The organism is Streptomyces sp. NPDC013457 (assembly GCF_043089925.1).
Classification (GTDB): domain Bacteria; phylum Actinomycetota; class Actinomycetes; order Streptomycetales; family Streptomycetaceae; genus Streptomyces.
Map to the genome: position 1 here is coordinate 716,036 of NZ_JBICBL010000001.1, position 21,398 is coordinate 737,433.

Here is a 21,398-nt window from a genome sequence, read left to right on the forward strand (position 1 = left end):
TGCCGGGGCGGGGTCTTGTTCGGCTGCCCCCCCCCACCCCCGCCCGCGGCGCGGGGGGGGGGCGGCGCGCCCGCCGGCGCCCGCCGGGCCCGGGGGGGGGGCCGGCCCCCGGGGGCACCGCAGCCCGCCCTTCCGCCGTGTCCTGCCCCGGCCGGGTGTGTCTCAGTCCACGCCCCGGGGCGTGGGTTCCGGCGGCGAGACGCGTCGGCGGCGGGCGTAGAGGCGGCCGACGGGTTCGGTGCTCAGGCCGTGCAGGACGACGCTGACCATGACGGTGATCACCATCACGCGGGAGATGAAGTCACCGCCGCCGACGGCGGGCAGTTCCAGCGTGGCGAGGAGCCCGAAGACCACCGTGGTCACACCCCGGGGCCCCATCCAGCCCAGGAAGAGCCGGTCGGTCAGGGACACGTCCGTACCGATCAGCACGAGCAGCACGGGCACGACACGGATCAGGGTGACGGCGAGGAGTCCGTAGAGGATGACGGAGAGGTGGAAGCCGTCCCAGAACTCGTCGTTGACCATCTGTCCGAAGAGGAACCACAGGGCGAGCGTCAGCAGGGTGACCAGGTCGTCGGTCATCTCCACGGCGTCCTCGGGCAGCTGCCGCAGCGAGGGGGCGAGGCAGACACCGGCGACGAAGGAGGCGACGAAGCCGTTGCCGCCCAGCGCGGCGGACAGGGTGTACGCGGCGATCGGCACGCTCAGCACCGCGAGCCTCGTCGCGGCGGGCTGGGTCCAGCCCCGGGCCCAGGACCCGCGCAGCAGCCGGCCGGCCGCATAGCCGACGAGTGATCCGGCTCCGACGGCCCAGGCCGCCGCCGCGACCGCGTCGAGGACGGCCTCGGCATAGTCGTCGCTCGCCGTGTGGGACTCGACGGCGGCGGCGACGCAGAGCAGGAACACCGGCGAGACGATTCCGTCGTTCAGACCGCCCTCGACGTTGAGCACGTCCCGCAGACGCGCCGGGATGCGCTTGTCCCGGAGCACGGCGGCGGTGGGCGCGAGATCGAGCGGGACGACGACGGTCGCCAGCACCGCGAGCACCCACCCGGGCTGCTGGGGGAAGAAGGCGAGCGCGGTCAGGAACGCGGCGGCCAGGGTGAGCGGCAGCCCGCCGCCGAGGAGTCGGACGACGACGCTCCGCTCCCGGCGGATGACCCCCTTGGGCACCTCGGTCGCGTCGACGAAGAGCAGGAGCGCGAGGACGACCTCCACGGCGTGCTCGAAGCCGGCCAGGTCGCCGAGGTCGAAGACGAGCGGCGGGTCGGAGCCGCTGGTGAGGGCGATGCCCGCGACCATCATGGCGATCGGCGCGGTGATGCTCCATCGCGCGAGCCGGTGCGACAGGACGCACCAGGTGAAGAGAATGCCCGCGATGACGGTGACGGCAAGCAAGAGCATCCGCGCTTTCGAAGGGGCCTCGGACAGACGCAGCGTACGGCCGATGCCCCCGCCGTTCGGCGGGAGCACGCCGAAGGCGGCGCGCCCCACCCCCGAGCGGCCCTCTGACGCACCGGGGCCGCTCGGGAAGAGGGTCAGATGACGCCCTGCGCCGCCATCGCCCGGGCGACCTTCAGGAACCCCGCCACGTTGGCGCCGAGCACGTAGTCCTCCGCGTCGCCGCCGTACGCCTCGGCGGTGGCCCGGCACTCCGCGTGGACGCCGCGCATGACCGTGGCGAGGCGGGCCTCGGTCTCCTCGAAGGACCAGCTGTCGCGGGCCGCGTTCTGCTGCATCTCCAGGGCGGAGGTGGCCACGCCGCCCGCGTTGGCGGCCTTCCCCGGGCCGAAGAGGACCCCCGCCTCCCGGAACACCTTCACCGCGTCCGGAGTACAGGGCATGTTCGCGCCCTCGGCGACCGCGATGACTCCGTGCTTGACCAGCGCGACGGCGTCGTCGCGGCCCAGCTCGTTCTGCGTCGCGCACGGCAGGGCGATCTCGCACGGCACGTCGTACACCGTGCCGCGGGCCGAGAAGCGGGCGGTCGGCTTCGCCTCCGCGTAGGCGGAGATCCGGGCCCTGCGTACCTCCTTGACGTCCTTGAGCAGCTCCAGGTCGATGCCGTCCTCGTCGACGAGGTATCCGGAGGAGTCGCTGCAGGCCACCACCCGGCCGCCCAGGGCGTGCACCTTCTCGGCGGCGTACAGGGCCACGTTCCCCGAACCGGAGACCACCACCCGGCGCCCGTCGAAGCCGTCGCCGCGCGTGGTGAGCATCTCCTCGGCGAAGTAGACCGCGCCGTAGCCCGTCGCCTCGGTGCGGACGTGCGAGCCGCCCCAGCCGACCGGCTTTCCGGTGAGGACGCCTGACTCGTACCGGTTGGTGATCCGCTTGTACTGGCCGAACAGATAGCCGATCTCCCGTGCCCCGACGCCGATGTCGCCCGCCGGTACGTCGGTGTGCTCGCCCAGGTGCCGGTACAGCTCGGTCATGAAGGACTGACAGAAGCGCATGACTTCCGCGTCCGAGCGGCCCTTGGGGTCGAAGTCGGAGCCGCCCTTGCCGCCGCCGATGGCCATCCCGGTCAGCGCGTTCTTGAAGATCTGCTCGAAGCCGAGGAACTTGACGATGCCGAGGTTGACGCTCGGGTGGAACCGCAAGCCTCCCTTGTACGGCCCGAGGGCGCTGTTGAACTCCACGCGGAAGCCCCGGTTCACCCTTACGGTGCCCTGGTCGTCGACCCACGGGACCCGGAAGAGCAGCTGCCGCTCGGGCTCGCAGAGCCGCTCCAGGATTCCGCTGTCCGCGTACTCCGGGTGCCGGTCGAGCGCGGGTGCCAGGGAGTCGAGCACTTCGGCCGCCGCCTGGTGGAACTCCGCCTCCCCCGGGTTGCGTCGGCAGATCTCGGTGTAGACGGCCTCGATGTGCGCGCTGACGTGCATGCCTCGTGTCTCGCCTTCTGCTCGCCGAAAGTTCCGTCGCCCGCGGGGCGTTGCCCGTGTCGGGCTGCCCGCGGGGCGACGTACGCAATTGTCGCCGGACGCGTCCGCCCGTGGGGCCGTCGGGGCGATCCCGGCACCGGCGACCCTGCCACCCCCGCGGACGGGGCACAGGCGTCAGTCGACCGTGACCTGGCGCAGGCGCCTCGCCGCCGCGTCGAGCGAGCGGGGGCGCGGGGCGGGGGTCCAGGGGTTCCTCCGGAGGAGCCGGTCCGCGTCGGCGAGGGTCCAGCTCCGGGCGTCAAGGCCCGGGTCGTCCAGGTCGGCCCAGGCGAGCGGCGCGGCGACGGGTGCGCCGGGCCGGGCGCGTACCGCGTAGGGCGCGACGGCCGTCTGGCCGTACGCGTTGCGCTGGATGTCGAGGTAGAGCCGCTCTCCGCGCGCCTTCTTACGGGCCTCGGTGGTGAGCCGGTCGGGGTGGCGGGCGGTGAGGACGCGGGCGACGCCGGAGGCGAATCCGCGTACCTCGTCGAAGCCGGCGCCGCGGTCCAGCGCGACACTGACGTGCAGGCCGCGTGAGCCCGTGGTCATCAGCTGCGAGGGGAGCCGCAGCTCGTCCAGGAGGTCGTGGAGCCACCACGCCGCCTCGCGGACCCGCGCGAAGTCGTCGCCGGACGGGTCGAGGTCGAAGACGAGCCGGTCGGGCCGGTCCGGCAGGTCGGCCCGGGAGAGCCATCGGTGCGGGGTGACACAGCCCTGGCCTGCGAGCAGGACCAGGGTGGCCGTGTCCTCGCACAGGACGTACGTGACCGTGCCGCCCTCCTTGGGGAGCTCGGCGCGGTGGACCCAGTCCGGGAAGTGGTCCGGGATGTCCTTCTGCATGAACCCCCGGTCGCCGATGCCGTCCGGGTGGCGCTCCAGCATCAGCGGCCGGCCGCGCAGCTGCGGAAGCATCCGGCGGGCGACGGTGCGGTAGTACGCGGCGAGGTCGGCCTTGGTGATGCCGTCGTCGGGGAAGAGCACCTTCTCCGGTCGCCCGACCTCCACCGTGCGCCGCCCCGCCCGGATCCTCCGAGGCTCGCTCGTACTGTACCGGGGCGCCATGTGGTCTCCGTCCGTGAGGGCCGCCGCGCCGCCGAGGTCAGTCCTTCCAGGCCTCACGCACCTCGTCGCGGTGTGCGGCGAGCCAGGTGGCGAAGTCCTGCAGCGCGGGGTTGAGGTCGCGGGCGGCGGTGAGGTCGCGGGCCCTGGTGTACGGCTCTTCGCAGTCGGCGAAGAACTGGAACATGTTTCCCGCCTCGTCCGCGCCGGGATGCCCCTGGGCCCGGTACGCGTCCGGCGTCAGCGGCCGGTACAGCACCGGTTCGCCCCGCGCCTCCCCGAGAGCGGCGGCGATGTCGGCGACCTTGAGGTGTTCCCCGGCGATGCTGACCGTGGCGGCGATGAGATCCGTACCCCGCTTGAGGATGGCCAGGGCGGTCCTGCCGATGTCGGCGGCGGCCATGCCCGAGAGCCGGTGGTCGCCCATCGGGAAGTTCAGCCGGAGGCTTCCGTCCTCGCCGCGCGACGGGGGGAAGAAGTCGAAGAAGTTCTCCCAGTAGAAGGTGGTGCGCAGGAAGGTGGTCGGTACGCCCTCCTCGGTGAAGTACCGGTCGGCCTCCGCCTTGGCGTCGAAGTGCGGCACCTTGTAGTGCTCCTGGAGCGTGGGCATCCGGTCGTCGTCGAGCGGGATGCACGCGCGCGTGTCCTCCAGCGTGGACCAGACGGCGTGCTGCACGCCCGCGTGCGAGGCCGCCCGGGCGAGCGCCAGGGCCTGGTCCTTCTCCCGGGCTGCGGACATGTGCTCCCAGAACGGGGTGACCAGGAAGGCTCCGTAAGCGTGCTCGAAGGCCGGGGCGAGGCTGGGCGGATCGTCCATGTCGGCCTGGACGATGTCGGTGACACCGAGGCGCTCCAGCTCCCGCGCCGCGTCCGATTCGAGGTGGCGGGTGACGGCACGTACCGCGAACTCCTCGTCCGGGTCGCTCAGGACGGCGCGGACGAGCCCGCCGCCCTGGCTGCCGGTCGCCCCGAACACCGTGATGATCTTCTTCTCGGTCATGACTCGATTCGCCTCGCACCTGCCGCGCGCGTCCACGTCCTCTCAGCGCGTGCCCGGGACGGGTGCCGGTATGCCTGCCGGTGTGTGTCGTGGGGCGCGTGCAGAGTGTGGTCCGCCGAGGTCACTCGGATGATCCGGACAGTCCGGAGACTCGCCTACTCGGCGATCTCCGTGCGCTCCCACCACTCGTACACCCGCAGGGTGCCCGCGGCGGTGTCCTCGCGGCGTGGGGTCTCCCTGAAGTGTTCGTATCCGCCGAGATGCGGGAGCTTCACGTCCTCGCCGGGGGTCTCGACCTGCACGATCCGCTCGGGGAGGTCGTCCGGCCCGCCCTCCAGAAACACCTTGTGCGCCATGGCACCAGTCTCACCACCCCGGCCGCCCGCCGCACGCGGGAGGCGTCTGTCGGGGGAACCCGCCGAGGGCCGGGCCCCCGGAAGGGCCGACAGGCGGGGCGGCGCGCGGGGGTCGGCGCGCGGGCCGGCCGCACGCAGGGCCTCCCTCGTGCGGCCGGCGGTCGTGGCGGTGTCGTCAGGCGGACGTCATGGGCGGATGGACGTCATGGACGAATCACCAGGACGTTGCCCAGCGAGCGCTGACCCGTCGCGTCGGAGGGCCGGTTGACGATGCCCGACCGGGCGGTGGCGAGGACGCTGGAGCCGCCGCCGTCGAGGTTCATCGCCTCGCGCGCCCCGAGCTGCCTCATCAGCTGAGCGGCCTGTGCGACGCCGAGCCCCTCGCTGTAGCCGGCCTGCCGGCCGTCGACGACCACCAGCATCAGCCTGCCCAGCTCGTCCACGCCGACCATCGAGCGCGGGTTGGCGCGCAGGGTCCAGTTGTACGTGAAGGTCTGGTCGGCGCCGTCCCTGATGATGCCGTCCGCCTGGGCGTTGACCGACACCTTCCCCTGACGTACCAGGGTCGGACCGACCTGGAGGATCGTGGTGTCCGAGGTGAGCGGCACCTGGCGCCCCCTGCCGTCCTCGACCCGCTCGGTGAACGTCAGCGTCCGGCCGACCACGGCGTGCGCGAGGAGCCACTGCGCGCTCGCTCCGGTCGCCTGGAGGGTGGATCCGCCGTCCGGCACGCTCGCGCCGCGCGAGGTGTTCACCGCGGTCACGCGGCCTGCGGCGTCGAGCACGGCCTCCGCGCCCGTACCGGTCGGCGGCTCGCCCCACTCGGGGGTGAAGCGCACCAGTTCGCTGTCGTCGGTGCACCTGAGATCGTGCTGCGGCTTCTGCGTCGGCAGGTCGCCGCCGACGCCACCGCAGTTCCAGACGTCGCCTGGCACCCGGTTCACCCCGTCGACCTCGACGGTCTCCGTCCCGGCCTTGAGCGTCACATGCGCGGTGTACGTGTCCACGGCGAAGGAGCGGCCGGCGTCGGTCACCTTGAGGCCGGCCCGGCCCTGGGTCGCGGTGCCGAGCAGCCTGCCGTTCTTCACGTACATGCCGCCCGGTGCCTCGTTGTAGAACCACTGGCCGTTGATGCCCGCGAGCGCGCCGGTGGAGGCGATGAGGTCGGTCAGCTTCTCCGTACCGTGGAGCTCGGGGCCGAAGTCCGTGTCCACGCTGCCCTTGAACGTACGGAAGTCCACGCGCAGCATGTGCACCTTCTGCGGCGCCTTCTGGTCGGTGCCGTCCTGTGCGGTGTACCGCGTACCGCCCGCGAATCCGGCGGACTTGACCAGGTTCAGCTGCGCCGTCGCCTCGGCCTCGCTCGCGTGGAGGCCGACGCGGACGGTCCAGCCGAGGGTTCCGGGGCGACGGTCGGCGAACGCCGGGGCCACGACCTCCTCGACGCGGGGCTCGAACCCCTTCTCGCGCAGCGCGGTGGCCACCCGGTCGGCGGTGGCCCGGGGGCCGAGGGCCGTACCCGCGGAGGCGAGCGGGCCGTCGGGGGTAGCCGGGAGATAGACGTGGACGGTCCATCGGTCGTCGGCGTCCTGCTTGCCGTACGTGGTGGTGGTCAGGGTCACGCCGGGCGCCACGGTGGTGCGCGCCGAAGGAGCGCTGGGGATGAAGGGATGTGCGACGACGGCGGCCGATGCACTGGCGGCCGCGGAGCCCTGCGGCGGGGCCGCCTCCGCAACGGGCACTGCCGAAGCCGTACCCAGAACCGTCGCAGCCGCCGCCAGGAGGGAGAGGGACTTGCGCTGCATGAGCGTCCTTCCGTCGTAGGAACGTAAGGCAAGGCAAAGCGCAGTCAGTTGCCGGGAGATGACTCGTAGTGCAACAGACGAGGCCACTCGATGGAAGGCTCCGCTCCAGGTGGGCCGGGGCGTGGCAACACGGCGCGTGAGCCCCACGGCGCACACACCGTCATGACGAGTGCGCCCCCGAAAGGTTTCGGGGGCGGGAAGGTCCGGTGCCGCACGGGGCATCGGGGCGAGGCCGTCGACGGCCCGTAGTCGGCGCGGAGTTCGGAGGGCGCGCGTGGCCGGCCACGAACAGGCGAAAGGGGCGGCGCCCCGCCGGTGGGGCGGAACGCCGCGTTTTCACAGGCGATAGGGAGTGACGCGCCCGTTTCCACCGATTCACGTGGATCGCGACTCCGGGCGCACAGAAGCGCGGCGGCTCCCCGGTCTACCGGGGAGCCGCCGCGTCAAGAAGGGTCTCGCTCAGTCGTCGCCGTCCCCGCCGTCCGCCCCGTCCTCGCCGTGCGCGGCCTCGCTCCGGGCCTGGGCGCGGCGGCCCACGACGGCGGCGGCCGCCAGGGCGCTGCCGAGGAAAGCGGTGGCGACGACCCAGGGACGGTCCACGACGTGGCCGGTGGCGTGGTCGAGGGAGTAGCGGCCGGCGCCCGCGACGCCGATGGCGGCAGCCGTGAAGCCGAGGAACGCCGGGTACTCGAAGCCGCCGCTCTGGGCGAAGAATCCGGCCGGGGCGTGGACGGAGACCGCTCCCGCCATGGCTCCGGCAGCGGCGGCGCCGGCCGCGGGGGTGGCCAGGCCGAGGGCCAGCAGCACCCCGCCGCCCGTCTCGCCGAGTCCCGCGGCGATCGCGCTCTCGCGCGGTGGATGGAAGCCCATCGCCTCCATCGCCTTCGAGGTTCCCTCCACTCCGCCTCCCCCGAACCAGCCGAGCAGCTTCTGCGTGCCGTGCGCGACGAGGACGGCGCCGGTGCCGAGCCGGAGGGCGAGGAGCCCGAGGTCGCGTCGGTTGAGGGTGGTCATCTGTGGTCTCCCTGGGCAGAGCCGAAGCCGTACGTCTTCCACTCTCGCCTCTGCGGAGGCCGAGGCCGATGCGTTGTTGCTCCATACAGGGGCCGCGGCGAGGTGGGCGCCCACCCGGAGGCGGCCCACGGCGCATGCGCTACATTTTGCCGGTCCTTGACCGCGATCATTCATGATCCATCCCCTCGGAGCCGGCAACACATGAGCGACATCGTCAACGGCCTCGGCCGGGCCACCGCCTACGGCGCCCTCGGCGTGGTGCTGCTGATCCTCGGCATCGTCCTCGTGGACCTGCTCACGCCGGGGAAGCTCGGCCGCCAGATCTGGGAGGAGCGCAACCGCAACGCCGCGACGCTCCTGAGCTCCGCACTCCTCGGAATCGGGGGGATCGTCTTCACCTCCATATGGACGACGTACGACGACTTCGGCAAGGGGCTCGCCTCGACGGCCGCCTTCGGACTCCTCGGCCTGGTGATGATGGCCGTGGCGTTCCTGGTCGTGGACCTGGTGACGCCGGGCAAGCTCGGAGCCACCCTCGTGGACCCGCAGCCCCACCCGGCCGTCTGGGTCACGGCCTCGTGCAACATCGCGGTCTCGGCGATCGTCTCCGCCTCCATCGCCTGACCGGGCCCGAATCGCCCGCGCCGGACCGCCCGAAGCCGGGCCGCCAGGGGCTCCTTCAGTGCCCCATCGGCTCGACTTCGAGGAACCTTCTGCGCCGCGGGCCCCGGTAGAGCAGCGCCTCCCAGCCGAGCCGCGCCAGGACGGGGACGCACGCACCCAGGGCGGACTCCTCTTCCTGGGCCGCTCCCCCGCCGGGCGGCCCCACCCACTCCACGACCGCGGTGGCGGGCCGCTCCCCGGCCGTGACCCGGTAGCCGGTCGCCGTCCGGGCTCCGGAGGCGTCGACCGCCGAGGGCGCGATGCCGGCCGCCTCCAGCGCGAGTGCCACCGCCCGGACGGGCTGCCTCCGCTCCCACTCGGCCGGGTGCGGCCGTGGATCGCCGCCTCCTCCGCCGCCGGTCAGCCGCCGTATCTGGAGCAGCCCTTCGACCGCGGCCCGTACCTCGCGGGATCTCTGTTCCCTGTCTCCCTCCGGCAGCGGCGGGTCGTCGCCCGTCGCCGCTCCGAAGGTCCCCCGGTTCGTCGTCATGCCCCCACGCTAGGGCCCGCCTCCGACAGCCGCGCTCAGCGCTGGCTGCGGCCGCTCGTCACGGCGTAGTACTGCAGGTCCTGTCTGGCGACCGGCCGCCGGACCGGGTAGCGGGTCGTGACCTTCGTCGTGGTCGTCCCGGCCCGTACGACGGTCGCAGCGCTGTGGCCCGTACGGAGCGCGAAGAGTTGCGCGTGCACACCGGCCGGAGCCCGGTAGACGCGCTCGGCGTCCCCGGTCCTCGCGCGGACGTCCGCGGGGGCCGTGAGGAAGGAGAGGACCTCCACGGTGTCGCGGGGGTTCGCAGTGCCCTCGCGGGGTCGTATCACCTGTGACTGGCGGGCGGCCGGAGGGAGGTCGTCGGCGAACTGGACGCGTGAGGTCAGATAGAGGGTGTCGCGCAGGATCCGCGGCCAGGCACCCGTCTTGAACCGCGTCAGGTAGTAGGAGGCGAGGTCCAGATAGGCGTAGCCGTTGTGCAGGGAGGGTGCGACGTGGGTGCCTTCGGAGTAGTCGTTCCACGTGGTGAGCTGGACCCAGTCGGCATCGGACTCGATGGCCGCCGCCCAGCTCGCGCGGAGGGTCTCGGTGTTGCCTGCCTCGTCGTAGACGCCCTGGTTGGGGCGGGCGTCCTGGACGGACACAGGCTGCATCCAGATCTTCCCGAGACGGTGGGCCCGTTCGGCGTCGGCGACCGCCCCCGCCTGGCGGGCGGCGCTGCGGGCGCCCCACTCGGAGAACCCGTGGCTGATCGCCGCGTACGCGTCCCGCCCCTGTGTGAAGTCGAGGAAGAGCGGGACGAGGGCGGTCCGGATGCCGTGCCGGGTCTCCAGTTCGGCCATCATGCGCCGCCACCAGTCGGGGTCCTTCTCCTCGGCCTTGAACGGGGAGACGACGAGCCGGCCGTCGGGGAGCCGGTGGGCCGAGGGGCTCAGGGCCAGTTGCGCGAGTGAATCGGCGAGGCCGGCGGGGGTGGTCGACGTCAGGGAGGTCATGTCCGGCATGAGCTGGATCCGGAAGCCCGGGTCCTCCTCGTGGGCGGCGCGGAGCAGCAGTTCGGCGCGGTCCCGGTTGCGTCCGGTCTCGGAGAGCAGATCGAGGGTGAAGCCGTCGAGTCCGGCGTCGCGGGCGGTGCGGACCTCCTGGCGCAGATGGGCCAGTTCCCAGTCCCCGGTCTCGGGCGCGGCCGGGAGCGGACGGTCGCGCAGCAGCCCTCCGTACGCCTGGTGTCGGCCCTTCTCGCCGTCCGGGGTCAGGTAGTTGCGCGCGTAGTAGTCGCGGTCGGCCGGCTCGTTGTCCAGGGAGAGCGGGTACGGGGTGAAGTAGTGGGCGAAGACCAGCTTGTCCGAGCGGCGGAGCTCGGCGGTCGCCGGCAGGTCGAAGGGGAGGGCGGTGCTGTACGCCTTGGGCGATGCGCCGGCCGTCTCGGCGGGGGCGTTCGCGCGGAGCGAGTTCGCCGCGCCGATGCCGGCGAGGGTCCCGGCGAGGAGTACGCCCAGGGCGACGGCCGGGGCGAGGCGACGTCTCCCCGGCGCCCGGTGGGTCCGGGCCGCGGACTTGTCCGCCATGGGCGTCCTTAGGGTCGGTCGCGGCTTTCGCGGGGCCGCGGGCTGGCTGTAGTACAGCCGATGGCGGACGGCGGAACAACCACCGTCGGGCCGGTGGCGCGCCGGTCGCCCGGCGCTATCGCGTACCGCTTCCGAGGCGGTCGGTGCGATGACTTGCCACGTAGTCCGCCAGGGTGTCGTTCCGCATCGCCGCCCACAACGCCTCGGATTTCGCCCGGTCGAGGAGGACGACGGACTGGCCCTTGACGGTGTCGGTGCGGGCGACGGGCGCGTTCATGAAGACCATGTCGCCGGGTCTCACCGACCGGTTGTCCCAGAGCAGTTCGCGCAGGTCGGCGTCGCTGAGCCGGTCGTCGACGCTGACGCTCGCGGTGAGGGTGTCGAGCAGTTCCGCGGCCCGGACGGGGTTGGTGAGGTTGCGCGTGGTCATCGTCCTGGTGAGGACGGCGCGCAGGAAGTTCTGCTGGCGGTGGGTGCGGTCGAAGTCGCCGCGGGGAAGGTTCTTGCGCTCGCGGACGTAGACGAGCGCCTCGGTGCCGTTCATGTGGCGGACCGTGCCGTCCACGCGGAGGTCGACCCCGCCGACCGCGTCGGTGAGTTCCTTGAACCCCTCCCAGTCGATGATCGCGAGGTGGTCGACTCGGACGTCGGTGAGACGCTGGACGGTGTCGATGAGCAGCGGCGGACCACCCCAGGAGAAGGCGGCGTTGAGCTTGGCCGTGCCGTGTCCGGGGATGTCGACCCACGAGTCGCGGGGCAGCGAGACGACGTAGGCGTTGGAGTGGTCGGCGGGGAGGTGGACCAGCATCATCGTGTCGCTGCGCTGGGCTCCGTACCGCCAGGACGGCGCCTTGGCGTCACGTCCGGTGGTCGGCAGGTCGGAGCGGCTGTCGACACCGACGAGGAGGAAGGTCTGTCCGCCCTTGGAGGGTGCGGGCTGCTGGGCCGGCGGGACGTGGGTCGGGAACGCACCCGCGATGCGGTCGACCTTGCCGGTGTAGTGATCGACAGCCCACCAGCCAGCGCCGCCGACCATCAGAACCCCGATGCCGAGCAGAGCCAGCGCCGCCAACAGGACGCGCTTCGGGCTCACTCGGCGCTTCCGGGGCGTGACGGAGGGTGTGCTTTCCGCCACAGTACCGGCTCTCTCCCCCACCGCGATCTCGTCTCCCTCCGACACGTTCCCACCCCTTCTCTCCACGTCCCACGTGCGTCAACTCCCTTTGAACAGACGTATCATGCGCGCGGCCGTGTCCACACCGGCACCCATGTCACGAGATGAATACGCCATCACCCTCTGAGGTCGTTCGCGTGAACTGCAGCGGACGTGCGCGTGTATGTCGTACTGTTCCGGCGTTGCGACGCTTGTTCGTCGATCAGGGGGTCGACTAACAAGGTGGCGAACGTCGACACGTGCCTGGGGGGTACATGTGGCATGCGCGCACATCTGAGACCAACTCCGCCGGAACCGCGACCGGTTCGAGCATTACGACGACGCGTCCTCGCGCCAAGGCGCGCTGGTATTCCGTCGCCGCGCTGACCGTCGACGTGCTCGGCGTGGGACTGCCGGTCGCGCTGACCCTTCACGTCGAGCGCCAGCCGTACGCCCATGCCAGCGCCCTCGTGGCCGCCCTCGCGTGGGCAGCGGTGCGGTCGCTGCGCCGGCGGTACGCGCGGCGCGAACTCGGTGAGTCACGGGGCAGCCTGCCCGTCCTGCACGACTGGCTGATCCTGCTCGGGGTCCTCGCCGTGCTGCGGGCCGCCGCCGATCTGCACCACCCGGCACTGCTCTGTCTCCTCGTGCTGCTCCCGGCGCCCGTACTCACCCTGGTCTGCTCGAAGCTGACGTGGCATCACCTGGTGGCCGCGCGCCGGGAGGCGCAGGTGGTGACCCGTGTGCTGGTCCTCGGCGAGCCCACCGCCGCCGGTGACGTCGCCGAGCATCTCGCCGGGCGGACCGAGCACCCGTACGTGGTGGTCGGCGTCGTCGCCATCGGCGAGGGTGACGTCCCTACCGGTGCGCCCGTCGCGGCGCGGCTCGGCGTCACGGTGCCGGAGGCCGCGGACGGCGACACCCGGCAGGTGCTCGCCGCCGCCCGCGAGCTGGAGGCCGATGTCGTCCTGGTCGCGGCCGGCCCCCTGATGGCGGGCGAGCGGCTGCGCAGGCTCTCCTGGGGACTGCACGACGCCGGGACCGAACTCGCCCTGGCCCCAGGCCTGGTGGAGTGCGCGGTCAAGCGGCTCGAGACCACGTCGGCCGCAGGTCTGACGCTGCTCCGGGTCGCTCCGCCGCTGCGCAGCGGGGTGCAGCCGGTCCTGAAGTCCGTGATGGACCGGGCCGGCGCCGGGCTCGGTCTGCTCCTGCTGTCGCCGGTGTTCCTGGCGATAGGCGCCGCGGTCCGGCTCGGCTCGGCCGGACCGGTCTTCTACCGGCAGGTGCGGATAGGCCAGGGCCGGGCGCCGTTCGTGATGTGGAAGTTCCGCACGATGTTCCTGGACGCCGACGCCCGCAGGGCGGAGCTGGAGCGCTCCAACGAGCACGACGGGCTGATGTTCAAGATGCGCCGCGATCCGCGCGTGACCCGCGTGGGCCGGCTGCTTCGCCGCACCTCGCTCGACGAACTGCCGCAGCTGATCAACGTGTTGCTCGGTTCGATGTCCCTCGTCGGTCCGCGCCCTCCGCTGCCGGAGGAGGTCGCGCGGTACGGGGACGTGGAGCTGCGCCGCCTCACGGTGCGGCCGGGGATGACGGGGCTGTGGCAGATCAGCGGCCGCTCGGACCTGTCGTGGGACGAGACGGTCGAGCTCGATCTGCACTACGTCGACAACTGGTCGTTCACGAGTGACGTGGATGTCATGGCCCGTACGTTCCGCGCCGTCGTCGACGGTCGCGGAGCGTACTGACGGGCCGGCCGCCGCATGAGATCAGTGCTGTTCCCGCCACCAGGCGTAGGTGGCGGCGATCCCGTCCGGCAGGGCGACGGCGGGCTTCCAGCCGAGTCCGGTCAGCCGGGACACGTCGAGGAGCTTGCGCGGGGTGCCGTCGGGCCTGCTCGTGTCCCACGCGATCCGGCCCCGGTAGCCCGTCGCCCCGGCGACGGTCTCGGCCAGTTCCCGGATCGTGAGGTCTTCGCCGCAGCCGATGTTGACCGGCTCGTCGCCGTCGTAGCCGCGGAGCAGGACGGCGCAGGCGGCGGCGAGGTCGTCGACGTGCAGGAACTCACGGCGAGGGGTGCCGGAGCCCCAGAGCGTGATCTCCTCCCGCCCCTCCTCGCGGGCCTCGTGGAAGCGGCGGATCAGCGCGGGCAGGACGTGCGAGGTCTCCAGGTCGAAGTTGTCGCCGGGGCCGTAGAGGTTCGTCGGCATCGCCGAGATGTACTGCGCGCCGTACTGCTTCCGGTACGCCTGGATCTGCACGATTCCGGCGATCTTGGCCAGCGCGTAGGCCTCGTTGGTGGGTTCGAGCGGGCCGGTCAGGAGCGCGTCCTCGCTGATGGGCTGGGGCGCGAGCCGGGGATAGATGCAGGACGAGCCGAGGAAGAGCAGGCGCCGGACCCCGGCGGCGTGGGCACCGGCGACGACGGCCAGCTGGATCTGGAGGTTCTCCTCCAGGAACTGCACCGGATACGTGCTGTTCGCCATGATCCCGCCGACCTTGGCTGCGGCGAGCACCACGGCGTCGGGCCGGGTCTCGGCGAGGAAGGCGGCGGTCCCCGCCGCGTCCCTCAGGTCGAGCTCGGCACGGGTCCGGGTGATCACCTCGTGTCCGTCGGCCGTGAGCCGGCGGGTGATCGCGGAGCCGACGAGGCCGCGGTGTCCCGCGACGAATATCCGGGCTCGCTCGGGCAGGTACGACGTCGATGCGCTCGGGGAGACGCTCGTCGGTTCAGTCATGGCCCGGATCATGCCAGGCCGAGCGGGACCGCAGTACACCAGATCCGGATTTTCTGCCTGGATCAGACCATATCCGCAAGATACGGACCGGCTGGGGGCCGGCCCGTCAAGGAGGGGCACGACGCATGAGCAAGACCGCACTGATCAGCGGCGTCACCGGGCAGGACGGCTCCTACCTGGCCGAACTGCTGCTGTCCAAGGGCTACACCGTGCACGGCCTCGTCCGCCGCTCGTCCAGCTTCAACACCGAGCGGATCGACCACATCTACCAGGATCCGCAGCAGGCGAACCGTTCCTTCGTGCTGCATCACGCGGACCTCTCGGACGGTGTCTCCCTGGTGAACCTGCTCCGCGACATACGCCCCGACGAGGTCTACAACCTCGGTGCCCAGTCCCATGTGCGGGTCTCCTTCGACGCCCCGCTGTACACCGGTGACGTCACCGGGCTCGGCGCTCTGCGGCTTCTGGAGGCGATCCGGGCCAGCGGCGTCGACACCCGGATCTACCAGGCGTCCTCCTCCGAGATGTTCGGCGCCACTCCGCCGCCCCAGAACGAGCAGACCCCGTTCCACCCGCGCAGCCCGTACGGCGCGGCCAAGGTCTTCGCCTACTGGACGACGGTCAACTACCGCGAGGCGTACGGCATGTTCGCCGTGAACGGCGTTCTGTTCAACCACGAGTCGCCGCGCCGGGGCGAGACCTTCGTGACACGCAAGGTGACCCGGGCCGTCGCCAGGATCAAGGCCGGACTCCAGGACCGGCTCTACCTCGGGAACCTCGACGCCGTACGCGACTGGGGGTACGCCCCCGAGTACGTCGACGCGATGTGGCGGATGCTCCAGCAGGACGAGCCGACCGACTACGTCGTGGCGACCGGAGTCGCCGCGACCGTACGGCAGTTCGTGGAGACGGCCTTCACCCACGTGGGGCTCGACTGGGCCGAGCACGTCCGCTACGACCCCAAGTACGAGCGTCCCAGCGAGGTGGACGCGCTGATCGGCGACGCGAGCAAGGCCCGGGACCTCCTTGGCTGGAAGCCCTCCGTACAGGTGGACGAGTTGGCGCGGATCATGGTCGACGCCGATGTCCGTCTCGTCGAGGACCAGTTGGCCGGCGTGACGGTACGCATCGACCGCTGAGCTGCGGCTTCCGGTCCTGCCGGGTGCCCGAGGGGCGGCTGCGCCCCGGGGTTCCGCAGGGCCGGAAGCTACGGAATTGGTCAAGTTGGCTTGACCGACTGCCACTTCGTCATACAGTTCGCATTCATCAGATGGCAGTTGCACCACTTCACGCCACATTGACTGGGCTATGACGCCTGGGGGGAACATGCGTAGATCCTGGGGGCTTACCGCTGCCCTCGTCCTGACCGTCGCGGCCGGAGCCGGAGGCTCTCTGGCCCCGACGGCCGCGGCACTGACGCCGCCGGTGGCCTTCACCGCGGACGATCTGCCGACCTGGCAGACCAACGGTGTCGTCTGGGCGCTCGCCGAGGCCAACGACACCGTCTTCGTCGGCGGCACCTTCTCCGAGGTGCGTCCGCCCGACGGCGGCACCGGCACTCCGAGGAGCGCCGTCAACTTCGCCGCGATGGACGCGGCCACGGGCGCGCCCACGGGCTGCGCCCTCTCCTTCACCGTCGGCAGCGGCACCGCGACCGTGCGGACCCTGGTGGTCTCGCCGGACAAGAAGACGCTGTACGCGGGTGGATACTTCGGCGCCGTCAACGGCACCCCGGTCTCCAGCCTCGCCGCGATCGACATCGCCACCTGCACACCGAGGGCGTCCTTCACCCCGAGCTTCCCCGCCACCGTGCGGGCGCTCGCCGTCACCGACACCACGATCTACGCGGCCGGCGACTTCGGGACCGTCGAGGGGCAGACGCGCGAGCGGTTCGCCGCGATCACCACCACCGGCGCGCTGCTGCCGTTCACGGCGAACGCCGACGAACCGGGCCGCGCCATCGAGGTCACCCCGGACGGACAGAGCGTCCTTCTCGGCGGCGACTTCTTCAGCGTCAACGGCGCCAACTCGCACGCGCTGGCCGTGGTGAACGCCACGAGCGGCGCCGTCACCAAGGCGTACCCCAACGGCTGGATCCCGCAGAACTCCGTCGTCAAGGACATCGAGACGGACGCCACGGGCTTCTACACCGGCAACGAGGGCACCGGCGGCGGTGTCTTCGACGGCCGGATCGCCCTGAACCTCTCGAACTTCGAGCAGCGCTGGCGTGACACCTGCCTGGGCGCCACCCAGGCCGTCCGCTCCTACGAGGGCGTGCTCTACAGCGCCTCGCACGCGCACGACTGCTCCAGCGTCGGCGAGTTCCCGGACGGGCGGCGCTACCACCTGCTCGCCCAGCCGACCACGTCGACCGGCAAGCTCGGCTGGTTCCCCGACACCAACGACGGCATCGGCGAGGGCATCGGTCCGCGCGCCTTCGCCATCTCGGGCACCGGCTCCACCAAGTACATGTGGGTGGGCGGCGAGTTCACCACCACCAACGGCGCACCGGCGCAGGGTCTGACCCGCTTCGCGTCCGGACCCGACACCGGAGCGCCGACCGTCCCGGTCGCCAGCGCCGCCGCCGTCGGACCGAACGCCGTCCAGATCCGCTGGCGCTCCAGCCTCGACCTGGACGACTCGAAGCTGACGTACAAGGTCTACCGCAACGGAGCCGCGACGCCGATCGCGACCGTGCAGGGCGACTCGCTGCACTGGTCCCGCCCCCAGGTCTCCTTCAAGGACACCGGCGTGACCCCGGGCCAGACCTACAGCTACCGGGTGACCGCGGGTGACGCGGACGGCAACACCAGCGCCCTCTCCGCCACCTCGACGGTGACCGTGCCGACCTCGCCGGAGCCCTACGCCTCCAAGGTGATCGCCGACGGCGCCGGACTGTACTGGCGCTTCGACGAGTCGACCACGCCGTACGCGGCCGACTCCTCCGACGGCGGCGACAACAGCGGTCTGTACGTCAACGCTCCCGCGCTGCGCCAGACTCCGGGGGCCGTCTCCGGCGCGTCCACGGCGGTCGCGCTTAACGGCACGGACGAGCAGATCCACAGCGACCGGCGGCAGAGCGCCACCGGCGCCTTCACCGTCGAGACGTGGTTCAAGACCACCACGAACCGCGGCGGCAAGCTGATCGGCTTCGGCAACAACACGACGCGGAACAGCGGCAGTTATGACAAGCACCTGTACATGACGAACTTCGGCAACGTGGTGTTCGGCGTGTACACCGGGTCCACCCGGACGCTCACCTCCCTCGGCTCGTACAACAACGGCCAGTGGCACCACGCCGTGGGCACCCAGGGCCCCGAGGGCATGAGGCTGTACATCGACGGACAGCTGGTCGGCTCCAACAACGTCACCACCAACCAGCAGTACGACGGCTACTGGCACGTCGGCGCGGACAACCTGTCCGGCTGGCCGCTGCGGCCGACGAGCACCTTCTTCGCCGGCCAGATCGACGAGGTCGCCGTCTACCCGTCGGCGCTCACCGGGTCGCAGGTCTCCCAGCACTACAACCTGGCGAAGGCCCCGGCCGACACGGTCACCACCGTCACGGCGTCCGAGGACACCTACGCCAACGCGGGAGCGCCGAGCACCAACTACGGCACGTCCAGCTCGCTGGCGGTCCGCGGCACCTCGCCGTACGCGTCCTACTTCCGGTTCGCGCTGCCGGCCGCTCCGGCCGGCACGGTCCTTAAGAGCGCCCGGCTCGCGGTGAAGACGACCACGATGACCGGCGCGGGCTCGGCCGACTCCCAGTCGGTCGTGCCGATCACGGGCTCGTGGGCCGAGGACACGCTGACGTACAACAACCGCCCGACGCTCGACGCGAACCCGATCGGGACGCTCAGCGGCGCGGTGGACGGCTCGGCGGTCTACTCGGCGCCGCTGGACACCACGGCGGTCGCGACGGCTCTCGGCGGCTCGTACGGGCTGGCGCTGACCAGCACCGGTACGGACCCGCTGTGGCTCTGGTCGTCCGAGGCGGCGGCCGCGGAGGGCACTCCGCAGCTGGTGCTGACCTTCGGCGCTCCGTAACGGGTCGTCGTACCTCCATCAAGGATGCGGGGCCCGGCACCGGGCCCCGCATCCGACGTACCACGGGAGTTCCCTCATGCCTCGTCCTCTTCACCGGCGCCCGGCAGCGGCGGCGGCCGCGCTCGCCGCCGCGCTGCTGGCCCTGTCCGCCTGTTCCTCGCAGGACGGGGGCGCGGGCGCGGCACCGAGGGCCGCGGGGCCCTCGCGCTCGGCGGCCGTGCCCGACCGACAGGCGGAGGCGGCTGAGCCGGCCGCTCCCACCGCGTCCGCGACCAAGGGCCCGGTCGTGCCGGACTCCGCGCTCAAGCCGGTCACCGGTTCGTTCACGGAGAAGGAGAAGAAGTATCTGAGCGGGCGGGTGCCGGTGAACACGGACCCGGCCGCCGTCCTCCAGACGGGGCAGGAGTCCTGCCAGCGCCTGGAGCGCACCGCCAAGCGGGACAAGGACGCGGCCGTCGGCGCGATCGTCGCCGGGGACATCCCGGACGCCGAGGCCGTCGTGGAGCATCTCTGTCCGGCGCAGAAGCCGCTGGTGGCGACCGCGGGGACCGGCTTCCCCGACGGCACGCTCACGCGTCCGAAGGCGGGCACGTACCGCGCCCTGACCACCGACCCCGCCTGCACCTGGCGCGCGGTCGGCGCGGACGGGAAGGTCCTCGCGTCGGGTCCCTCGACCGGCTCCGACGGGCCCGTACGGGCGAAGATCCCCTCGGGGACGCGGGAGTTCACCTCCAGCGCCTGCTACGCCTGGCTGCCCGCCTAGGGAGTGTGCGAGGAGAGCCCGGTGCGGTCGTCACGACCGCACCGGGCTCTTCCGTGCGCGGACGGGGTCAGGCCCCGCCGGTCGCCCTCCCGTAGACCCCGAGCAGGGTGTCGAGGACCGCGTCCATCGAGAACGCCTCCGCCGCGAGCTTCCGGGCCGCCGCCGAGGCGGCGCCGTTCGTGCCGGGGTCCAGCAGCGCGCACACGGCCGGGGCCAGGCCGGCGGCGTCCGCGACCACCCGTCCGGCGCCGGCCTCCTCGACGTCCCGCGCGAGGCCGTTGGAGGTGGTGACGACGGCGGGGGTGCCGACCGACAGCGATTCCAGCACGGACATCGGGAACGGCTCGTCGACCGACGGCAGGACGTACACATGCGCCCGGCGCAGTTCGTCGAGCATCTGTCCGGACGTCAGGGGCCCCGGACGGCTCACCCGGTCGCCGACCCCCAGCTCGGCGACGAGGGCGTCCACGGCGGCCCGTTCCCCCTCGTCCGGCCCGGCGAGGACGAACGACGCCTCCGGGTGGTGGCGCAGGATCTCGGGGACGGCCGCGACGAAGTCCGTGGGCCGTTTACGGGACTGCAGCCGCGCCGCGAAGAGGATGCGGGGCGGCCCGGCGGGCACCGGGCGCGGCTCCTGGGCCGGTACGCCGTTGACCAGGCGTACGGCCCCGGTGAGCGGGCCTCCGACGACCGCGTCGAGGTCCCGGCGCTCGCGGTCCGTCAGGTACAGCACGGCGGAGGCCCGGCGCAGCACACGGCGGACGGCGACGGCGTCGAGGAGCTTGGCCAGCGGCTTGTCGCTGGGATCGACCATCCCGTGCGTCTGGAGCACCAGCGGGCGGCCGGCCCGGAGCGCGGCGAGCGCCACGGGCAGGGTGACCAGATCGCGGGCGAGGTGCACATGGACCACGTCGGCGTCCCTGACGAGCGCGTGGGCCCCGGCGAGCAGCGCGGGCGAGGTGATCCCGCTGAAGCCCAGCGGGAGGATCGAACGGGCCTGGTAGAGCCGGGCCGGCACACCCTCCACGTCGGTGGGGAGGCTGCCGGGGAAGCCGTCGCCGAGTGCGGTCAGTCGCGCCTGGTGGCCGCGTGCGGCAAGCCCGCGGCAGAGGTTCACGGCGACCCGCACCGGTCCGCCGAAGGCGTGGGTGGGGCTGTGCAGGGTGACCGCGTGGAGGATCCTGAGGCCGCTCACGCGGGCACCGGAACCGGTCGGCGGCCTTCGGCCGTGTGCAGCGTCAGCTCGGGCAGGTCCTTGTGGAGCGTCGTACCGGCGGCGACGACCGCGTGCCGGCCGACCGTGACCCCGGCGAGGACGGTGGCGCGGGCCGCGACCCAGGCGCCGTCCTCCACGGTGACGGGGGCGTTGCGGTAGCGGAAGTCCGCGGCGCGGTGGTCGTGGCTGCCGGTGCAGAGCAACGCCTCCTGGGAGACGCAGACATGGGCGCCCAGCGTGATGGGCTCCAGGTTGAGCAGCCAGGCGCCCTCGCCGATCCAGGTGTGGTCGCCGACGGTCAGCTTCCACGGCCACAGGATCCGTACCCGGTGCCGTATGAGTACGCCGTCGCCTATGGTCGCGCCGAAGGCCCGGAGCAGCGCGACCCGCAGCCGGGCCGGGCAGAACCAGGCCATGAAGACCGTGTTCATCACCGCGAACCAGAGGGCCTGCACGGCCTTGCCGCGGCCCTTGTCGTAGCCGGCCAGTGTGAAGGCCGGGAGATTCCGCATGAGTTCACCCCCATGGGTGCCTCCCCAGGCACCCGGCGTTCAGACTAACGGTTGACGCGAGGTGACAGGGGGGCGTCGGTAGAC

General features: G+C 72.1%; 18 protein-coding genes. 5 read left to right on the forward strand and 13 right to left on the reverse strand.

The annotated features are described in order from the left end of the window. Positions 1 to 162 precede the first annotated feature (162 nt). The 7 genes from ACF1G2_RS03165 to ACF1G2_RS03195 form a co-directional block, all read right to left on the reverse strand. Entirely contained in the window at positions 163 to 1,404 is a 1,242-nt protein-coding gene (locus ACF1G2_RS03165; RefSeq protein WP_391796573.1) for a cation:proton antiporter, read from the reverse strand. 134 nt (positions 1,405 to 1,538) lie between these two features. Continuing rightward, a complete protein-coding gene (gene gdhA, locus ACF1G2_RS03170) occupies positions 1,539 to 2,885 on the reverse strand; it encodes an NADP-specific glutamate dehydrogenase (RefSeq protein ID WP_391796574.1) in 1,347 nt (448 codons plus the stop codon). A 174-nt stretch (positions 2,886 to 3,059) separates the two neighbouring features. Continuing rightward, entirely contained in the window at positions 3,060 to 3,986 is a 927-nt protein-coding gene (ligD, locus tag ACF1G2_RS03175) for a non-homologous end-joining DNA ligase (RefSeq protein ID WP_391796575.1), read from the reverse strand. A gap of 37 nt (positions 3,987 to 4,023) precedes the next feature. After that, a complete protein-coding gene (locus ACF1G2_RS03180) occupies positions 4,024 to 4,983 on the reverse strand; it encodes an NmrA/HSCARG family protein (protein ID WP_391796576.1) in 960 nt (319 codons plus the stop codon). A 155-nt stretch (positions 4,984 to 5,138) separates the two neighbouring features. After that, complete coding sequence (locus ACF1G2_RS03185; protein WP_352189379.1) at positions 5,139 to 5,339, reverse strand: DUF5988 family protein; 201 nt, start codon at positions 5,337 to 5,339, stop codon at positions 5,139 to 5,141. 203 nt (positions 5,340 to 5,542) lie between these two features. Next, entirely contained in the window at positions 5,543 to 7,144 is a 1,602-nt protein-coding gene (locus ACF1G2_RS03190) for a phosphodiester glycosidase family protein (protein ID WP_391796577.1), read from the reverse strand. Positions 7,145 to 7,603: 459 nt separating this feature from the next. Further along, on the reverse strand, positions 7,604 to 8,158 hold the full coding sequence (locus ACF1G2_RS03195) for a DoxX family protein (RefSeq protein ID WP_391796578.1): 555 nt from the start codon (positions 8,156 to 8,158) through the stop codon (positions 7,604 to 7,606). 201 nt (positions 8,159 to 8,359) lie between these two features. Here ACF1G2_RS03195 and ACF1G2_RS03200 point away from each other — a divergent pair, with 201 nt between their 5' ends. Further along, positions 8,360 to 8,782, forward strand: a complete 423-nt coding sequence (locus ACF1G2_RS03200; protein WP_352189376.1) for a DUF350 domain-containing protein — start codon at positions 8,360 to 8,362, stop codon at positions 8,780 to 8,782. A 55-nt stretch (positions 8,783 to 8,837) separates the two neighbouring features. On the opposite strand, the gene ACF1G2_RS03205 is transcribed toward ACF1G2_RS03200, so the two are convergent. From ACF1G2_RS03205 to ACF1G2_RS03215, 3 genes are all read right to left on the reverse strand, one after another. Then, positions 8,838 to 9,311 carry a hypothetical protein gene (locus ACF1G2_RS03205; protein ID WP_391796579.1) on the reverse strand — a complete coding sequence of 158 codons (474 nt, stop codon included), beginning with the start codon at positions 9,309 to 9,311 and terminating at the stop codon, positions 8,838 to 8,840. A gap of 35 nt (positions 9,312 to 9,346) precedes the next feature. Further along, positions 9,347 to 10,879, reverse strand: a complete 1,533-nt coding sequence (locus ACF1G2_RS03210; protein WP_391796580.1) for a glycoside hydrolase family 71 protein — start codon at positions 10,877 to 10,879, stop codon at positions 9,347 to 9,349. Between the two features lie 115 nt (positions 10,880 to 10,994). Beyond that, the gene (locus ACF1G2_RS03215; protein ID WP_391796581.1) at positions 10,995 to 11,972 is read right to left on the reverse strand and encodes an LCP family protein; all 978 of its coding nucleotides are present in this window, start codon (positions 11,970 to 11,972) and stop codon (positions 10,995 to 10,997) included. Between the two features lie 335 nt (positions 11,973 to 12,307). Here ACF1G2_RS03215 and ACF1G2_RS03220 point away from each other — a divergent pair, with 335 nt between their 5' ends. After that, positions 12,308 to 13,783 carry a sugar transferase gene (locus tag ACF1G2_RS03220; RefSeq protein WP_391796582.1) on the forward strand — a complete coding sequence of 492 codons (1,476 nt, stop codon included), beginning with the start codon at positions 12,308 to 12,310 and terminating at the stop codon, positions 13,781 to 13,783. Between the two features lie 21 nt (positions 13,784 to 13,804). Here the strand turns inward: ACF1G2_RS03220 and ACF1G2_RS03225 are convergent, their stop codons facing one another. Beyond that, positions 13,805 to 14,773 carry a GDP-L-fucose synthase family protein gene (locus ACF1G2_RS03225; RefSeq protein WP_391796583.1) on the reverse strand — a complete coding sequence of 323 codons (969 nt, stop codon included), beginning with the start codon at positions 14,771 to 14,773 and terminating at the stop codon, positions 13,805 to 13,807. A 125-nt stretch (positions 14,774 to 14,898) separates the two neighbouring features. On the opposite strand from ACF1G2_RS03225, the gene gmd reads away from it, so the two are divergent. The 3 genes from gmd to ACF1G2_RS03240 all read left to right on the forward strand — a co-directional run bounded on the left by gmd (position 14,899) and on the right by ACF1G2_RS03240 (position 19,586). After that, the gene (gene gmd, locus ACF1G2_RS03230) at positions 14,899 to 15,912 is read left to right on the forward strand and encodes a GDP-mannose 4,6-dehydratase (RefSeq protein ID WP_391796584.1); all 1,014 of its coding nucleotides are present in this window, start codon (positions 14,899 to 14,901) and stop codon (positions 15,910 to 15,912) included. A 187-nt stretch (positions 15,913 to 16,099) separates the two neighbouring features. Then, positions 16,100 to 18,823, forward strand: a complete 2,724-nt coding sequence (locus ACF1G2_RS03235) for a LamG-like jellyroll fold domain-containing protein (protein WP_391796585.1) — start codon at positions 16,100 to 16,102, stop codon at positions 18,821 to 18,823. Between the two features lie 76 nt (positions 18,824 to 18,899). Next, on the forward strand, positions 18,900 to 19,586 hold the full coding sequence (locus ACF1G2_RS03240; RefSeq protein ID WP_391796586.1) for a hypothetical protein: 687 nt from the start codon (positions 18,900 to 18,902) through the stop codon (positions 19,584 to 19,586). 67 nt (positions 19,587 to 19,653) lie between these two features. On the opposite strand, the gene ACF1G2_RS03245 is transcribed toward ACF1G2_RS03240, so the two are convergent. Next, positions 19,654 to 20,781, reverse strand: coding sequence for a glycosyltransferase (locus tag ACF1G2_RS03245; RefSeq protein WP_391796587.1), 1,128 nt, complete (start codon positions 20,779 to 20,781; stop codon positions 19,654 to 19,656). Beyond that, entirely contained in the window at positions 20,778 to 21,314 is a 537-nt protein-coding gene (locus tag ACF1G2_RS03250) for a WcaF family extracellular polysaccharide biosynthesis acetyltransferase (protein WP_391796588.1), read from the reverse strand. The genes ACF1G2_RS03245 and ACF1G2_RS03250 overlap by 4 nt, the downstream gene beginning before the upstream one ends. Between the last annotated feature and the right edge of the window lie 84 nt (positions 21,315 to 21,398).

Coding starts and splice junctions, on each gene's coding strand:
- ACF1G2_RS03180 (WP_391796576.1), bottom strand. CDS start 4,983: ATGACCGAGAAGAAGATCATCACGGTGTTCGGGGCGACCGGCAGCCAG.
- ACF1G2_RS03190 (WP_391796577.1), bottom strand. CDS start 7,144: ATGCAGCGCAAGTCCCTCTCCCTCCTGGCGGCGGCTGCGACGGTTCTG.
- ACF1G2_RS03210 (WP_391796580.1), bottom strand. CDS start 10,879: ATGGCGGACAAGTCCGCGGCCCGGACCCACCGGGCGCCGGGGAGACGT.
- ACF1G2_RS03205 (WP_391796579.1), bottom strand. CDS start 9,311: ATGACGACGAACCGGGGGACCTTCGGAGCGGCGACGGGCGACGACCCG.
- ACF1G2_RS03200 (WP_352189376.1), top strand. CDS start 8,360: ATGAGCGACATCGTCAACGGCCTCGGCCGGGCCACCGCCTACGGCGCC.
- ACF1G2_RS03240 (WP_391796586.1), top strand. CDS start 18,900: ATGCCTCGTCCTCTTCACCGGCGCCCGGCAGCGGCGGCGGCCGCGCTC.
- ACF1G2_RS03225 (WP_391796583.1), bottom strand. CDS start 14,773: ATGACTGAACCGACGAGCGTCTCCCCGAGCGCATCGACGTCGTACCTG.
- ACF1G2_RS03235 (WP_391796585.1), top strand. CDS start 16,100: ATGCGTAGATCCTGGGGGCTTACCGCTGCCCTCGTCCTGACCGTCGCG.
- ACF1G2_RS03220 (WP_391796582.1), top strand. CDS start 12,308: ATGTGGCATGCGCGCACATCTGAGACCAACTCCGCCGGAACCGCGACC.
- gmd (WP_391796584.1), top strand. CDS start 14,899: ATGAGCAAGACCGCACTGATCAGCGGCGTCACCGGGCAGGACGGCTCC.
- ligD (WP_391796575.1), bottom strand. CDS start 3,986: ATGGCGCCCCGGTACAGTACGAGCGAGCCTCGGAGGATCCGGGCGGGG.
- gdhA (WP_391796574.1), bottom strand. CDS start 2,885: ATGCACGTCAGCGCGCACATCGAGGCCGTCTACACCGAGATCTGCCGA.
- ACF1G2_RS03195 (WP_391796578.1), bottom strand. CDS start 8,158: ATGACCACCCTCAACCGACGCGACCTCGGGCTCCTCGCCCTCCGGCTC.
- ACF1G2_RS03185 (WP_352189379.1), bottom strand. CDS start 5,339: ATGGCGCACAAGGTGTTTCTGGAGGGCGGGCCGGACGACCTCCCCGAG.
- ACF1G2_RS03250 (WP_391796588.1), bottom strand. CDS start 21,314: ATGCGGAATCTCCCGGCCTTCACACTGGCCGGCTACGACAAGGGCCGC.
- ACF1G2_RS03165 (WP_391796573.1), bottom strand. CDS start 1,404: ATGCTCTTGCTTGCCGTCACCGTCATCGCGGGCATTCTCTTCACCTGG.